The sequence below is a fragment of the Streptomyces sp. ISL-43 genome (genome assembly GCF_018614195.1).
Classification (GTDB): Bacteria; Actinomycetota; Actinomycetes; order Streptomycetales; family Streptomycetaceae; genus Streptomyces.
Map to the genome: position 1 here is coordinate 42,858 of NZ_JAGGOT010000011.1, position 14,341 is coordinate 57,198.

Sequence of the window (14,341 nt, forward strand, 5' to 3'; positions counted from 1 at the left end):
GGATCTTGCCGTGAACACTCACGCCGCACGCGTGTGAGCCCGTGCCGACGCTCACGCCGAGGCCGGCCCTGCTCCAGGTGCGCAGGGCCGGCCTCGGACGCGAAGGGCTCAGAACGTGAGTACTCCGCGCGCCACCCGCCCGTGGTGGGCGTCGTCCGCGGCCTTGGCGAAGTCCTCGATCGGGTAGACCTCCGTCACCAGCTCGTCCAGCAGCAGCCTGCCCTGCCGGTAGAGCTCCGCGTAGAGGGCGATGTCGCGCTGCGGGCGCGAGGACCCGTACCGGCAGCCCATGATCGTCTTGTCCAGGTACATGGAGGAGACTTGGAAGGACGCCTCCTCCTTGAAGCCGGGCACGCCGAGCAGGATCGCCTGACCGCGGCGGTCCAGGAGGTCGATCGCCTGGCGGATCAGCTTGACGCTGCCCACGCACTCGAAGGCGTGGTCCGCGCCCGTCGGCAGGATGTCGCGGACGGCCGCCGAGGAGTCGGGGACCGCCGACGCGTCGATGAAGTGCGTGGCGCCGAACTGCCGGGCCACCGCCTCCTTCGCCGGGTTCGCGTCGACCGCGACGATGGTCGTGGCGCCCGCGATCCGGGCACCCTGCAGGACGTTGAGCCCGATGCCGCCCGTGCCGATGACGACGACCGTCTCGCCCCGGTCGACCTTCGCCCGGTTCAGTACGGCGCCCACGCCCGTCAGGACGCCACAGCCGATCAGCGCGGCCGAGGTCAGCGGGATGTCCTTGGGGATCTTCACGGCCTGCACGGCCTTGACGATGGTCCGCTCCGCGAAGGCGGAGTTGGACGCGAACTGGAAGAGCGGCTGCCCGCCCCGGGAGAACGGCTGCCCGGGCATCCCGATCGCCTTGCGGCACATGGTGGGCCGGCCGCGGTCGCAGTCGGCGCACGCCCCGCAGTTGGCGAGCGTGGACAGCGCGACGTGGTCGCCGGCCGCGACGTGCGTCACCCCGGACCCGACCGCCTCCACCACGCCGGCGCCCTCGTGCCCGAGCACCACCGGCGGCGGGAAGGGGATCGTCCCGTCGATCACCGACAAGTCGCTGTGGCACAGCCCGGCCGCCGATATCGCGACCAGCACCTCCCCCGGCCCCGGGTCGCGGATCTCCAGGTCGTCGACCACCTGGGCCTGCTTGCCGTCGAATACGACGCCTCTCACCTGGACTCCTTTGGCAGGCCGAGCACGCGCTCGGCGATGATGTTGCGCTGGATCTCGTCCGAGCCGCCGTAGATCGTGTCGGCACGGGTGAACAGGAACAGCCGCTGCTCCTCGTCGAGTCCGAGTTCGTACGGGGTCTCCTGCGCCCAGTCCGCCGGCCCGGCGGTGGCCGCCCCGCCCCGGACGGCCACCGCCAGCTCGCCGAGCCGCCGGTGCCAGCCGCCCCACAGCAGCTTGGCCACGCTCGGAGCGCCCGGGTCCCCGTCGGCGGAGCCCAGCGTCCGCAGGGCGTTCCACCGCATGGTGCGCAGCTCGGCCCACTGACGTACGAGGCGTTCGCGCAGGACGGGATCGCACGCGCCCGCAGCCACGTACGCGCCGACCACGCGCTCCAGCTCCGCGGCGAAGCCGATCTGCTGGACGAGGGTGGAGACCCCCCGTTCCAGGGCGAGCAGTCCCATGGCCACGGACCAGCCGTTGCCCTCCCCGCCGACGACCTCGGCGGCGACGGCCCCGTCGAAGAAGACCTCGTTGAACTCGGAGGTCCCCGACATCTGCCGGATGGGCCGTACGTCGACCCGTCCCGGCTGGTCCATCCGTACGAGGAGGAAGGACAGCCCCCGGTGCCGTTTGGACCCGGGTTCCGTGCGGGCCAGGACGAAGCACCAGTCGGCGTCCTGGGCGAGGGAGGTCCAGATCTTCTGCCCGGTGACGCGGTGCAGGCCGTCACCCGGGTCCCGTACGGCGGTCGTACGGATTCCCGCGAGGTCGGAGCCGGCGCCCGGTTCGGAGTACCCCTGGCACCACAGCTCCTCGCCGAGGGCGATCCCGGGGAGGAAGCGTGCCTGCTGCTCCGGGGAGCCGTAGGCGATCAGCGTCGGCGCGAGGAGGTTCTCGCCGATGTGGCCGACCCGGGCGGGGGCGCGCGCCGCCGCGTACTCCTCGGCCCACACCACCTGCCCGGTGAGGGAGAGCCGCCGGTTTCCGTACGCCCCGTCCGGGGTGTCCCAGCCCTGGCCGATCCAGCCGCCGCGCCCCAACTCGTGCTCCCAGGCGCGGCGGAGCTCGACCCCCTCGTGCTCACTGCCCGGCCCGCCGAGGCCGACGGCCTCCTCGTACGGTCCCGCGAGGTGCTCCGCCAGCCACGCCCGGGCGCGGCCGCGCAGTTCCTCGTCCTCCTCGCCGAAGCCGAAGTCCATGGTCGGTGCCCCCTTGGATCCTGTCCGGCCGATCAGGCCGGGCTCGCGTGGTCTTACTGGTTGGGGCGGTCCTTGGCGGCCGCCGCCTTGGCCATGGCTTCCAGCTGCGCGAGCATCGGCATCGGGTCGGTGCCGACCGTTCCGGGCAGGAAGTCGGCGATCTTCTCGGGGGTCCAGGAGCCCTCGGCGTAGCCGGCGCGCAATTCGCGCGGCTGCGCCCAGACGGCGATCTTCGGGCCGGCGATCGTGTAGACCTGCCCGGTGATCTTCTCGCCGCCGACGGCGACGGCCTTGTCGGAGAGCAGGTAGGTGACGAGCGCCGCCACGTCCTCGGGCTCGCCGATCTCCTTGAGCTCCATGGGCACGTTGGCCGACATCCGGGTCCGCGCGACGGGCGCGACGGCGTTGGACGTGACCCCGTACTTGGCCAGGCCCAGCGCGGCGGAGCGGACGAGGGAGATGATCCCGCCCTTGGCCGCGCTGTAGTTGGCCTGGGCGACCGAGCCCTGGTGGTTGCCGCTGGTGAAGCCGATCAGGGTGCCCGTGCCCTGCCGGCGCATGACGGCGGAGGCGGCGCGGAAGACGGTGAAGGTGCCCTTGAGGTGGGTGGCGACCACCGGGTCCCACTCCTCCTCGGACATGTTGAACAGCATCCGCTCGCGCAGGATGCCGGCGACGCACACGACTCCGTCGATGCGTCCGTACTGGGCGAGCGCGGTGTCGACGATGCGCTGGCCGCCCGCCATGGTGGAGATGTCGTCGGCGACGGCGACGGCTTCGCCGCCCGCCGCGATGATCTCCTTCACGACCGATTCGGCGATCTCGCTGGTCGGTTCCCCGCCCTCGATGCCGACGCCGTAGTCGTTGACGACGACCTTGGCGCCCTCGGCGGCCGCGGCGAGTGCCACGGCCCGGCCGATGCCCCGGCCCGCGCCCGTGACGGCGACGACTTTGCCTGCCAAGAAGTTCCCCATGCCCGGCCCCTTCCCGCTGTTTCTGACGGACCGTTAGATTCTATGGGCAGTCAGATGCGCCAGCACAAGCCCCAGTTCGTTTTCGCAGTTCGTTTCCGCAGTTCGTTTCGCTACGAGGAGCTGATGAGATCCATGGGCATGCCCGCCGAGTTCCACAACATCGCCAAGCGCGTCAACAACTGGGGCCGCTGGGGCGCCGGCGACGAGATCGGCACCCTGAACCTCGTCACCGACGAGGTCGTACGGGCTGCCGCGGCCGAGATCCACACCGGCCGCCGGATCCCGCTCGCGCTGCCGCTCAAGGAGGACGGGGTGCAGGCCGGCATGATCCCCGGCCGGATCAACCCCCTGCACACGATGGTGCAGATCAACCAGGAGATCTTCGGCCCCGGCACGGTGGCCTGCAGCGACGACGCGGTGACCTTCGGACTCCAGGCCGGGACCCACTGGGACGCGCTCACGCACGTCTCGCACTCGGGGAAGATCTACAACGGCCGCCCGGCCGGCACCATCACGGCGCACGGCCGCGCCGAGTTCAGCGGAATCGACAAGGCCGGGCACATCGTCTCGCGCGGCGTCCTGCTGGACGTGGCCCGCGCCAAGGGCCTGGACCGGCTCCCCGGGGGCCACGCGGTGACCCCCGAGGACCTGGAGGAGGCGGAGGAGTTCGGGGGCGTCACCGTCCGCGCCGGCGATATCGTGCTGGTCCGCACCGGACAGGTCCAGGTCTACCTGGCGGGCGACAAGCACGGCTACGGCTTCCCCTCGCCCGGCCTGTCCGTCCGCACCCCCGAGTGGTTCCACGCACGGGACGTGGCGGCCGTCGCCAACGACACCCTGACCTTCGAGATCTTCCCGCCGGAGATCGAGGACCTGTGGCTGCCCGTGCACGCGCTGGACCTGGTCGAGATGGGCATGCACCAGGGCCAGAACTGGAACCTCGAAAAGTTGTCCACAGCCTGTGCAGAAGAAAGCCGCTACGCCTTCCTGCTCTCCGCCATGCCCGAGCCCTTCGTCGGCGCCGTGGGCACCCCGGTGGCCCCGGTCGCCATCCTCTGACGGGCCGGGCCGGGCGCACCCGCGCACGCCCTGAGGACATGCGTACGTCCCGCTCCAGATGGCGCTGGGCGGGGCAACGACGTACGGGTCGCCACTCCTGATCGCGCATCCGGCGATCGCGCTCCGCCGCCGACTCCCGACCCACTACCGCACGCCGGACATCGAGTGCATCCGGCTCGGCAACCGGATGGAGCGTCAGGCCTGTGCCGTCCGGTCGGCGAGGAGGAGCGCGAGAGGGCCGCCTTGGAGGAGGAAGCGGCCTTCAGTGGCCGCGCTGATGGCGTCGGCCATCGGCCACCACGTGAGTTTGAAGTCGGCTTCGGAGGGCTCCAACTCCTGCGGACCGAGGCTCAGCCCTTCGGCGAGGTAGAGGTGGACGCGGGCGGTGGCCCCTAGGGTGATGGCGTACGCACCGAGCGGGCGCCAGGAGGTGGCGGTGACCCCGGCCTCCTCGCGCAGCTCACGGCAGGCGCACGTCTCGGGGTCTTCGCCCGGCTCCATGCGTCCGCCGGGCAGGAACAGGAAGTCGCCGCCGTGGCGGGGGAAGCGGGAGGTGAGCAGCGCGACCAGGCCGTTCCCGTCGCGGGCGACCACCACAGCGGCGGAGCGCATTTCTTCGGGGTGTGCGTCCATGCTGTGAGCGTAGTGAGCCGCTAGAGGTGCATGGCGGCGAACGGCACATTCATCACCGTCGGGTGGGCGATGCCGCGTCCGTGGTAACCGTCTTCGCCGAAGGCGTCGCCGTGGTCGGCGCAGACGATCACGAGCCAGCGTTTCGTGTGGGTGAGGCCGGTGATCAGTCGGCCGAGGTGTCCGTCCACGTAGGCGAGGGCCGCGCTCTGGGAGGCCCAGCTGTCCACGCTGTCGCCGAGGTAGTGGCCATGGGGGACGTGGGTGGCGGAGACGTTGACGAAAAGGAACAGCGGTCGGTCCTCGTACTTCTGGGCGAGGCTGAGGGCTGCATCTACCTGGTGGCGGGCGGAGTCAGGTTCAGGGGAACAGAACTCCGGGCGCCAGTGGTCCTCTTCGAACAGGTCCGGGAGGACGGAGCCCAGCGGGGTCTCACGGGAGAAGTAGGTGACGCCGCCGACGCACACGGTGCGGTACCCATGTTGGACAAGCCCGGTGAGGAGGTTGGGGGCGTCGAACACGAAGGTGCCGGGGTCGACTTCCTTGAAGGCCGGCGGGCGGCATTCCCACAGGCGCGGGGGCTGCTTGGGCTGCGGAGTCTTGGGGAGGAAGCCTGAGAAGAACGCCATGTGCGCGGGGAGGGTGAAGGTGCCCGGGGTACGGCGTTCCTCCCACTGGCCGCCGGGGAGCAGCTTGGCGAGGTACGGGGTTCCTCCGGCATGGGTGGTGGCACGGGCGACGTCATACCGGAGGGAGTCGAGGGTGACGAAGAGGATGCTGGTGCCCGAGTCGATGATGTCTGCGGCATTGATCACCGGGTCGCCTCCTCATAGCGCCGGATGCGTCCTTTGGATCCGGTGTTGACGGGGATCGGGACGCGATCCTCGGCGATCATGCGGCGGATGAGGTGGAGGCCTGTGCGATCGGTCAGGGGCGCTCCATCACCGTCGTAGAGGGTGAGCGTGGCGGTGCCGTTGCGGGTGGCGGCGTACATGCCGGGGACGCAACCCAGCTCCTTCATCGCGGCCAAGAGGTCGTCCCGGTCGGCCACGCCCCGGTCGAGGACCAGACAGGCGTAGTGCTGGGCATTGATGGCGCCCAGACACATGCGGTCGAAGAGCTCGGCGGTGGCCGACTGCCCGTCGTAAGCGACCACGAGCCGGTCGGCTCGGGCGGTAACGACGTAGCAGGCAGCCATCCACCAGGCGACGCCTGTGTGGATCTCGTGGGGAAAGTGTCCAGTGGCGCCGCCGTCGCGGATGACCGCGTCGGTGTCGATGGGATTAGGCACGCGAGTTCTCCAGGTGGGCGGCGATGGTGTCGGCGAGGTCGTAGGGAGTCAGCCCGTCGGTGTCGAGGACGATCGCGGTGGGGTCGTTCGCGGCTTCCCTCTCGAAGTTCGTCATGAGCTGCTTGAGGCGGCCCGGGACGCCGAACAGGCCGGTGTCGTCCTGCTTGGTGTCGTTCTTGACGGCCATCCGTTCGCGCAAGGTGGCCTCCGAGCACCGCAGGTAGAAGGTGTGGGTGGGAACTGCGAGGTAGGAGCGGAACGGGGCAAGGAGCCGGTCCACGTCCGCCGTGTCGACGCCGTGGATGGCGGCCTGGCAAGCGGTCACCGAGGGTGCGTACCGGTCGGCGATGACGGGGCCGAGGGCCAGGGCTCGGCGGACGCGGTCGGATACGTGCAGGAGTCCGGAGAGGTAGAACGCCAGGTTGGGCAGCGGGCTCATGCGATGGGCCTCGTCCGACCAGCCGGAGTGAGGCGGGGCGAGAGTGTGCAGGCTGGTGCCGTTGATGCGGTGGGCGAGGAGCGCGGCCAGGGTGGATTTCCCGATGCCGGAGACGCCTTCGAGGACGCCGAACGGGTTGTCGTGGTGCTCGTCGTACGGGATGGGCTGGAAGGCGGCAGGCAGGATCACAGCGCGGTTCACAAGATCCCCTCGGTGAAGGCCGTGACGTGTCCGGCAACGGCCTCGGCGAGGCGGGCCGGGTCGTCCAGGAGGTGCTTGATGTCCAGGCGGAGGTCGTCGCGCAGGAGGCAGGGCTGTAGGCCGCCGGCGTGGTCGGCGCGCAGGGCCCAGAACCCTTCGACGCACTTCGGGCGGACGGGGCATGTGCCGCACTGGCCGACGTGGTGGCGGCCGAGGTCGCGGTGGATGACGTCGATCTCCACCCCATCCACGCGGAAGATGCGGCGGCCCTGGCCGACTCCGGCGATCTCGGTCCGCTCGTCGCTGGTCAGGGTCCGCAGGTGGTTGATGATGTCGTCGGCGGGGACGGCGGACGCGGCGCGGGCTTCGTTGAAGTCGGTGCTCACCAGCTCGATGAACTGGACGGGCATGCGGCGGTCGAGCGCGAAGGTAAGGATGTCGCGGATCTCGTGCGCGTTCTCCTTTTGGAGGAGACAGTTCAACTCGACGTTGTCGAAAATCTCGCGGGCCGCCTCGATGCCGTCCAGGACGCACTCGATGCCGATTCGGGTGCCGGCGATGGCCTTGAACGACTCGTCGGAGAAGTAGTGCAGCGACACCTTCACGGTGTCGAGTGGGGTCTTCGACAACCACTCCTGATGGGTGCGGACCCGGGTGCCGTTGGTGATCAGCGTGTACGAGCCGTCGGGGCCGCTCGGCCGCAGTCCGGTCAGGACACTACGGGTGAGAGGTGAGGTCAGTGGCTCACCGCCGGTGAAGAACACGCGCTTCATCCCAGAGTCCATCACCGCGTTGATGACGGTCAGGAACTCGGCGGCCCCGTAGTGGCGGGTACGCGGCTGCTGGGTCCGGTCGCGGCGGGTGAGGGGCGGGGGGACGTCGGCCTCGTTGTGGCAGAACCAGCAGGCCACGTTGCATTTGGGGGTGAGGGAGACGCGGAACTGTCCCCGCAGAGCAACGAAATTGTGCAGCGCGGTCCAGTCCGTACGGACGGCGGGCGGGATGGTTAACAGCATGTCGTGCGCCTCTCGTTCGGTTCGATTGGGGCTAGAGCGCAGCCGTGGAAACCCCGCCGCCGGAGTGGTTCTGCACGTCCGGGGGCGGGGAGCCCGTGGGGGATCAGCTGGACGCGCCGGCCAGGGCGAGCGTGACGACCAGCGCGCTGACGAGTCCGACGTAGACAAGGACCGCCAGCCGCTGGTGCCATCCGCCTAGCGGGCTCACCGGTCAGGCTGCCGGGCGCCGTCGTCCAGTCCCTCCAGGAACTTCTCCCACCCCTCTTCGGCGACCTCCCGCAGGCGCGGGCTCAAGCTGCCATACGCGGGCTGGTCCTGGAGCTGACGGGCCAGCGGACGGCGGCAAGGCAGTGGCTCGGTCATGGCGAACTCCTAGGGCTGAAGGGAGCAGCTGGCCGCAGGGGACCTGGGGCGGCTGCGGCCAGCTGGTACGGGGGAGTGACGTCAACACTGGTCCCACGTACGGGTCGGTTGATTCCGTGTGACGAACCTACGGTCGCGCTGAGTGCGGTAGGACTGACTGCGGGTACGGGTTACGTAAGAGGCCGCACCGGGGAGCGCTCAATGACTACGCGACCAACCACCGGCACGATCACAGGGTTTGTGCTGCGTACGGCACGGGAGTCGGTCCCGCATACGCAGGTGGCGATGGCCGAGGCGCTCGGGGTGGACCTGGCCACGGTGCAGGGCTGGGAGTCGGGTCGGCGTCCGGTCGCGAACATGAAGGCGGTGGATCTGCTCGGTCTGCGGCGGCGGTTGGCCAGCCTCGGCGCGGACGCGGCGATCGTCGCCCTACTCGACGCTGCGATGGACGCGGACCGGATCATCGGTGCCACCCTCACCTGTACCGAAGGTGTGCACCCACTGGCCGAGTGGGTGCACACCCGGGACACCGCCCACATGCTTGCCTGGGCACTTACGGGGACTCGGCCGCCGTCCCTTGCCGGGTTCCCCTCCCCGCGCAGGAGGGGCCCAGCAGCAGCGTCTCCGCTCCTGCCTGCACAGGACCGCGCGATGTTCTTCGAACAGCTGCGGACCACGGCGGAAGCGGCACCTCGGAACGACACTCAGGGTGTGCTCCTGCACCGGCAGGCGCTGTATCTGACCTCGTACGACAAGAACCCGGAAGCCGTGGCGTGGACGGCGCAAGCCCTGCACACCCGGCGGGGCCTGCTCGCCCGGCGGGGGTGGACACCACAATGGGCCGAGGCGCGTTCGACGGCTACTGCCCTCGCACGGCTCGGCGACCCCGTGCCGTTGCTGGACTTCATCGAGCGGGCGATGGTTGACGACGACACGGGCGAGGCCGCCAACCTGAATTACTGGGCGTACTGGTTGGGTGGGACCCCTCTGCCGCAGTCCGATGACCGGTTCATGCGGGACCGGCGGCTGACCGGATGGGACCCCGTCACGCTGCTGCGCGGGCTGACCTACGGCCTGCACCACGCCCCTGGGTACGTCGACCTGTACGCCCACACCATGTGGGCCCTGATGACGGCCCACCCATGGCTGCCACAGGCGTCGGGCCTTCTCGTCCGGGACCTGGTGGAGCGTACCGAGCGCCTGCTGGACGGCGGCGGCATCTCCGAAAGATCCCGCCGCGAACTCGCCAGCGTGCATTACCTTCTTCGTGATCGAACCTGACAGACCGGAGGTCACCACATGGCAGACGAGACGGCGAACGCGCAGGGAACGGCCGGGTTCCTCTTCGAGATGGGTGTGCTCAAGAACGCGAAGCGAACCGGCTGGTGGTTCACCGGGAACAACAACCCGGAGAGCATCGCCGAGCACTCGTTCCGCGTCGGAATCGTCGGCGCCGTCCTGGCCATGATGGAGGGGGTGGACCCCGCCAAGGTCGCCTTGATGTGCCTGTTCCACGACACACAGGAGACCCGGATCGGGGACATCCCGCACATCGGCCGCCGCTACATCGACGCGGCCACGAACGAGACCGTCACGGCCGACCAGGTCTCCGCCGCACACCCGGCGGTCAGGGCCGGGGTGAAGCGGGTGGTGGGCGAGTACGAGAGCGGCGACACCCCCGAGGCGATCGTGGCGAAGGACGCGGACAAGCTGGAGTGCCTGGTACAGGCGGTGGAGTACCGAGCCCAGGGCTACACCCTCGTACAGGACTGGATCGACACGTCCTTGAACAGCCTCAAGACCGCGTCGGCGCAGGCCCTCGCGGAGGCCGCGCTGACCATGTCGCCGCTGGAATGGCGAAAGACCTTCCTGGGGCAGTAGCGGGCAGGGCTGCGCCCCGCAGACCCCGGTGGCCCCGGTGGCCCCGGTGGCCATCCTCTGAGCGACCCGCCCCCAGGACGGCCGCGCACCCGCGAACCTCAGAACTGGATCTTCCCGACCCGGTAGGTCAGCTTGTAGTGCGAATCGGGGCCGAGGATGTCCCGGGTGTGCTGCCCCGTGCCCGCCTCGACGGCGGGGATGCTGACGCTGCCGAGATCGTCGTCGGCGCTGAGATCGTCCTGGTCGTAGAGGGTGACGACCACGTGTGCGTACGTGTGGAACAGGACGTCCTTCAACAACCCGATCTCCTGCCCGCTCTTCAATACGTACGTGCGTTCACCGACGCCCGGCCAGACCCGATCTCCGTCGACGCGCAACAACACTTCATCGCCGGTATCCACGCTGGACCGTTCGCAGAGAAGGCTGTCGATCCTCAGGACCTCATTGCTCATCACGATCCTCTTTTCCGTGACGCCCGCCCCTCCGTCGCCATCTCCGGCAAGCAGCTGGTTCAGGGGTGGTGCTCAGCCGCTGCCGACCGCGTCATCGCAGGCGGGGCATCGCCGGCTCTCGTCCTCCGGGGCGCACCACGGGGAACCGGGGTCTGCGGACGGCGTCCACGAGGCCGCTTCCATGGCGAAGGTGTCCTTGCCGCAGAAGGTCCTCGGGCCCGGGACCGTGGTCATTCCCGGGGCGGCAGGCGCCGCGTGCACACGCAGGACGGACCGTTCGTCGTCACCCGACATCTCGTACACCACGACAATCCCGCTCATACCTCGACGGTAAGCGGCTACGGGGAGACTCGCCGAGTCGACAGAGCGCGCACTCGTCTTCCCGGCCCGGCCGACCGAGGCTGCCGTCGAGAAGTCCCAGGTCACAGCCCTGCACGCCCAGGGCTGCTCCGCAGGCACAGTCTGCGGCGCCTCGGGACCTCCGGTTCTGCGGGTGGCGGCGTGCGCGCATGCACGCCCCGAGCGCGGCACGGCAGCCGCCACCCCGCGACCCGCACTCGTCAAGGCAGGACCCTTGGCGTCCCCTCGCGACGAATCGCTAGGACAAGGGTGATCACTAGTTGACGAACCGTCAACACCTCGTTAGAGGTACACGTGCGGTTCCCGGCTCGGGTTATGGATCGGGTCATGGTTTTCCGGCCCGTCCGTGACTCCGTCCGCCGCCAGGCCCGACGCCGCCTTCTCCGCGCGGTCCACCTCGCACCAGATCCGTTTCCCCGCGCCCTCGGGCTGCCAGCCCCACCGGTCCGCCAGCCCGTCCACCAGCTCCAGGCCGCGCCCGCCCGTATCGTCCCCGGCGGCCCGCCGCCGGGCCGGAGCCCGGTCGCTCGCGTCGGCGACCTCGACCCGGACCCCCGGCTCCCCGAACAGCATGCGCAGCACGGCCGGACAGCCGGTGTGCACGACGGCGTTGGTGACCAGCTCGGAGATCAGCAGGATCAGCGTCTCGGCGAGCGGCTCGTCATCCCCTATGCCGGACCCCGCCAGCCGCGAGCGGGCCCACCGCCGGGCCCGCCCGACCTCGGCGGGATCCGGTCCTACCTCCAGCTGCACCTGAAGCCCCTGCACCGCTCACACCATCCGAACCGGCGGACACTTCGCCTCGCGACAGGACGGGGTCACCGAGCGTGACCCCCTTGAGGAGCAGCATGGTTGACATACAGTCACGACAACAAGCGCTTCGGGCATATTCCAGCGTGAAGGAGTAGGCGTGGTGCATACTGTGCGGCGCTCGCGCCGCTCAACCGCTCGCATTCCCGGGAGCGTACCGGAGCGGCCCCCCGTCACCGGGCCGCAATGAGTCGGGCGAAGGACACAAACCGATATCAACTCTCTGTAATCGGACACGCGTCCCGCGCCGTCCCTCCCGTGCCCCTCGGTCACTGCGAGCGAGGGGGCGGTCGAGCTGCCCCGCCCCGGACGCCGCCACCTCAGACGCCGCCACCTCGGACGACAGCACCCCGGACTACGGCACCTCCGACTACGGCACCTCCGACGACAGCGCCTCCGACAGCAGCTCCGCCGCCAGCACCTCCTGGGCCCCCGCCGCCGTGCGCCACTGCTCCGCCCGCACCCACGCCCGCTTCAGGTGCAGGTGTACGTCCGCCTCCCAGGTGAAGCCCATCCCGCCGTGCACCTGCAGGCAGTCCCGCGCGTTGCGCACGGCCGCCTCGTCGGCCAGCAGCTTGGCTCCGGCCACCTCCCCCGGGTCGCCCGTCACCGCGGCCGCGTAGACCGCCGTACGGGCCACCTCCGCCCGCACGAGCATCTGCGCGCACAGGTGCTTGACCGCCTGGAACCCCCCGATCGGCTGCCCGAACTGCTCGCGCTCGCCCGCGTACCGCACCGCCAGCTCCACCGTGCGCAGCGCGCTGCCGAGCTGGAGCGCCGCCGTCAGCAGCGCCCCCTCGTCGCGGTGGGCGGCGCACTGGGCGTACCCCTCATCCGCGTCCCCCTGTGCGCGGACCCGCGCCAGCGGTGTCAGCGGGTCCGCCGAACGGACCGGCTCGCCCGCCGGGACCCCGGGGAGCCCGAGCACCGCGTCCGACTCGCCGAGGTGGGGCACCAGCGGCCCGTCCAGGTCGAAGGCCGTCACCACCGCCTCGCCCTCCGCGGCGCCCGCGAGGACCCCGGCGGCCAGGTGGGTGGCGACCAGCGGCCCCGGCAGGAGCGCCCGCCCGGCCTCCTCGAAGACGAGGACAGCCTCGGGCAGGCCGAGCCCGACCCCGCCCTCCTTCTCCGGGAGCCGCAGCGCGAAGAACCCGGCCGCGCCGAGCTCACGCCACAGCTCCCGGTCCACGGAGCGGCCCGTCCGCGCCGCCCAGTCCACCGAGGCCCGCAGCTCCTCGCGCCCGTACCGCCCCTCCAGGAGGTCCCGTACGCCTGCCCGCAGGTCCCGCTGGTCCTGCGTCGGGTGGAAGTCCACGGAACGCTCACCTGCCCTTCGGAAGGCCGAGGATCCGCTCGGCGACGATGTTCTGCTGGATCTGCGAGGTGCCCGCCGCGATCGTGTACGAGAGCGACGAGAGCCGGTCCAGGGTCCACTCCTCCTCCAGGGAGAGGCACTGCGCCCCCAGGACCTCGGCGGCGGTGTCGTACAGCTCCTGGCGCGCGTGCGAGTACGCCAGCTTGAACACGCTGCCGCCGATGCCCGGGACCCCGCCCGAGCGCTCGGACTCGCTGACGTTCCACTGCGTCAGCCGCCACAGGGCGCCGAACTCCCCGTACAGCCGGCCCAGGCGCCGGCGCAGGACCGGGTCGTCCCAGCGGCCGTTCGCCTTGGCCGTGCGCGCCAGCTCGCCCAGGGTGCGCCGGCAGGCGACGACCTCGCCCACGAAGGCGGTGCCGCGCTCGAAGGACAGGGTCACCATCGTGACCCGCCAGCCGTCGTTCTCCGCGCCGACCCGGTTGGCGACCGGGACCCGTACCTCGTCGAGGAACATCTCCGCGAACTCCGTGGACCCGGCGAGCGTGCGCAGCGGCCGGACCGTCACCCCCGGCGCGTCCATCGGCATGGCCAGCCAGGAGATCCCCCGGTGTTTGGGGACCGCCTCGCTGACGGGCTCCGTGCGCACCAGCAGCTCGCACCAGTCGGCGACCTCCGCGTGCGAGGTCCAGATCTTCGAGCCGGTGATCACGTACTCGTCGCCGTCGCGGACGGCGCGGGTGCGCAGGGAGGCCAGGTCGGAGCCGGCGTCCGGCTCGCTGAAGCCCTGGCACCACACCTCGTCGCCGCGCAGTACGGGCGGCAGCCAGCGCGCCCGCTGCTCGGCGGTGCCCTCGGCGGCGATCGTCGGGCCGGCGTGCAGCAGCCCGACGAAGTTCGCGCCGACGTACGGGGCTCCCGCGCGCTCGGTCTCCTCCAGGTAGATCAGGTGCTGCGTGGGGGTGGCCCCGCGGCCGCCCGCGTCGGCCGGCCAGTGCAGCCCGGCGTACCCGGCGTCGTAGAGCCTGCGCTGCCAGCCGGCGTCGTAGGCGCGCCGGCCGGGCCAGTCGTCGGGCGAGGGCTTGGGCGGCAGCTGGGGGAGCACCTCGGCGAGCCAGGCGCGCAGCCGGGCCCGGAACTCCTGCTCCTCCTCGGTGTAGGTGAGGTCCACCGCG

General features: G+C 70.7%; 17 protein-coding genes. 3 read left to right on the forward strand and 14 right to left on the reverse strand.

What is annotated here, in order from left to right; translation table 11 throughout:
• Window positions 1-108 precede the first annotated feature (108 nt).
• Genes J7F03_RS06935 through J7F03_RS06945 form a run of 3 tightly spaced genes read right to left on the reverse strand, consistent with a single transcriptional unit; the run spans window position 109 to window position 3,349 of the window.
• Window positions 109-1,176, reverse strand: coding sequence for a Zn-dependent alcohol dehydrogenase (locus tag J7F03_RS06935; RefSeq protein WP_214947768.1), 1,068 nt, complete (start codon window positions 1,174-1,176; stop codon window positions 109-111).
• Window positions 1,173-2,375, reverse strand: coding sequence for an acyl-CoA dehydrogenase family protein (locus J7F03_RS06940; protein WP_214947769.1), 1,203 nt, complete (start codon window positions 2,373-2,375; stop codon window positions 1,173-1,175). Before J7F03_RS06940 ends, J7F03_RS06935 begins: the two co-directional genes overlap by 4 nt.
• 53 nt (window positions 2,376-2,428) lie before the next feature.
• Entirely contained in the window at window positions 2,429-3,349 is a 921-nt protein-coding gene (locus tag J7F03_RS06945; protein WP_214947770.1) for an SDR family oxidoreductase, read from the reverse strand.
• A gap of 132 nt (window positions 3,350-3,481) precedes the next feature.
• On the opposite strand from J7F03_RS06945, the gene J7F03_RS06950 reads away from it, so the two are divergent.
• Window positions 3,482-4,408, forward strand: coding sequence for a cyclase family protein (locus tag J7F03_RS06950; RefSeq protein ID WP_214947817.1), 927 nt, complete (start codon window positions 3,482-3,484; stop codon window positions 4,406-4,408).
• 195 nt (window positions 4,409-4,603) lie between these two features.
• On the opposite strand, the gene J7F03_RS06955 is transcribed toward J7F03_RS06950, so the two are convergent.
• The 6 genes from J7F03_RS06955 to J7F03_RS06980 all read right to left on the reverse strand — a co-directional run bounded on the left by J7F03_RS06955 (window position 4,604) and on the right by J7F03_RS06980 (window position 8,348).
• Window positions 4,604-5,041: an NUDIX hydrolase gene (locus J7F03_RS06955; protein WP_251071536.1), complete on the reverse strand. Its 438-nt coding sequence runs from the start codon at window positions 5,039-5,041 to the stop codon at window positions 4,604-4,606.
• Between the two features lie 20 nt (window positions 5,042-5,061).
• The gene (locus J7F03_RS06960; RefSeq protein ID WP_214947771.1) at window positions 5,062-5,853 is read right to left on the reverse strand and encodes an STM4013/SEN3800 family hydrolase; all 792 of its coding nucleotides are present in this window, start codon (window positions 5,851-5,853) and stop codon (window positions 5,062-5,064) included.
• Window positions 5,850-6,329: a hypothetical protein gene (locus tag J7F03_RS06965; RefSeq protein ID WP_214947772.1), complete on the reverse strand. Its 480-nt coding sequence runs from the start codon at window positions 6,327-6,329 to the stop codon at window positions 5,850-5,852. The genes J7F03_RS06960 and J7F03_RS06965 overlap by 4 nt, the downstream gene beginning before the upstream one ends.
• Window positions 6,322-6,969 (reverse strand): thymidylate kinase, encoded by a 648-nt coding sequence (locus J7F03_RS06970; protein ID WP_308379186.1) that lies wholly within the window; start codon window positions 6,967-6,969, stop codon window positions 6,322-6,324. The genes J7F03_RS06965 and J7F03_RS06970 overlap by 8 nt, the downstream gene beginning before the upstream one ends.
• Window positions 6,966-7,985 carry a radical SAM protein gene (locus J7F03_RS06975; RefSeq protein ID WP_214947773.1) on the reverse strand — a complete coding sequence of 340 codons (1,020 nt, stop codon included), beginning with the start codon at window positions 7,983-7,985 and terminating at the stop codon, window positions 6,966-6,968. The genes J7F03_RS06970 and J7F03_RS06975 overlap by 4 nt, the downstream gene beginning before the upstream one ends.
• Window positions 7,986-8,189: 204 nt before the next feature.
• Window positions 8,190-8,348 carry a hypothetical protein gene (locus J7F03_RS06980; protein WP_214947774.1) on the reverse strand — a complete coding sequence of 53 codons (159 nt, stop codon included), beginning with the start codon at window positions 8,346-8,348 and terminating at the stop codon, window positions 8,190-8,192.
• 201 nt (window positions 8,349-8,549) lie between these two features.
• On the opposite strand from J7F03_RS06980, the gene J7F03_RS06985 reads away from it, so the two are divergent.
• Window positions 8,550-9,629, forward strand: coding sequence for a DNA-binding transcriptional regulator (locus J7F03_RS06985; RefSeq protein WP_214947775.1), 1,080 nt, complete (start codon window positions 8,550-8,552; stop codon window positions 9,627-9,629).
• An 18-nt stretch (window positions 9,630-9,647) separates the two neighbouring features.
• Window positions 9,648-10,229 (forward strand): HD family hydrolase, encoded by a 582-nt coding sequence (locus J7F03_RS06990; protein ID WP_214947776.1) that lies wholly within the window; start codon window positions 9,648-9,650, stop codon window positions 10,227-10,229.
• A 98-nt stretch (window positions 10,230-10,327) separates the two neighbouring features.
• Here J7F03_RS06990 and J7F03_RS06995 read toward each other — a convergent pair whose 3' ends face one another.
• The 5 genes from J7F03_RS06995 to J7F03_RS07015 form a co-directional block, all read right to left on the reverse strand.
• Window positions 10,328-10,681: a hypothetical protein gene (locus J7F03_RS06995; protein WP_214947777.1), complete on the reverse strand. Its 354-nt coding sequence runs from the start codon at window positions 10,679-10,681 to the stop codon at window positions 10,328-10,330.
• Between the two features lie 72 nt (window positions 10,682-10,753).
• On the reverse strand, window positions 10,754-11,002 hold the full coding sequence (locus J7F03_RS07000; protein ID WP_214947778.1) for a hypothetical protein: 249 nt from the start codon (window positions 11,000-11,002) through the stop codon (window positions 10,754-10,756).
• A 321-nt stretch (window positions 11,003-11,323) separates the two neighbouring features.
• Window positions 11,324-11,809, reverse strand: coding sequence for an ATP-binding protein (locus J7F03_RS07005; protein WP_308379189.1), 486 nt, complete (start codon window positions 11,807-11,809; stop codon window positions 11,324-11,326).
• Window positions 11,810-12,221: 412 nt separating this feature from the next.
• Window positions 12,222-13,166: an acyl-CoA dehydrogenase family protein gene (locus tag J7F03_RS07010; RefSeq protein WP_214947779.1), complete on the reverse strand. Its 945-nt coding sequence runs from the start codon at window positions 13,164-13,166 to the stop codon at window positions 12,222-12,224.
• 7 nt (window positions 13,167-13,173) lie between these two features.
• Entirely contained in the window at window positions 13,174-14,337 is a 1,164-nt protein-coding gene (locus J7F03_RS07015) for an acyl-CoA dehydrogenase (RefSeq protein WP_214947780.1), read from the reverse strand.
• Between the last annotated feature and the right edge of the window lie 4 nt (window positions 14,338-14,341).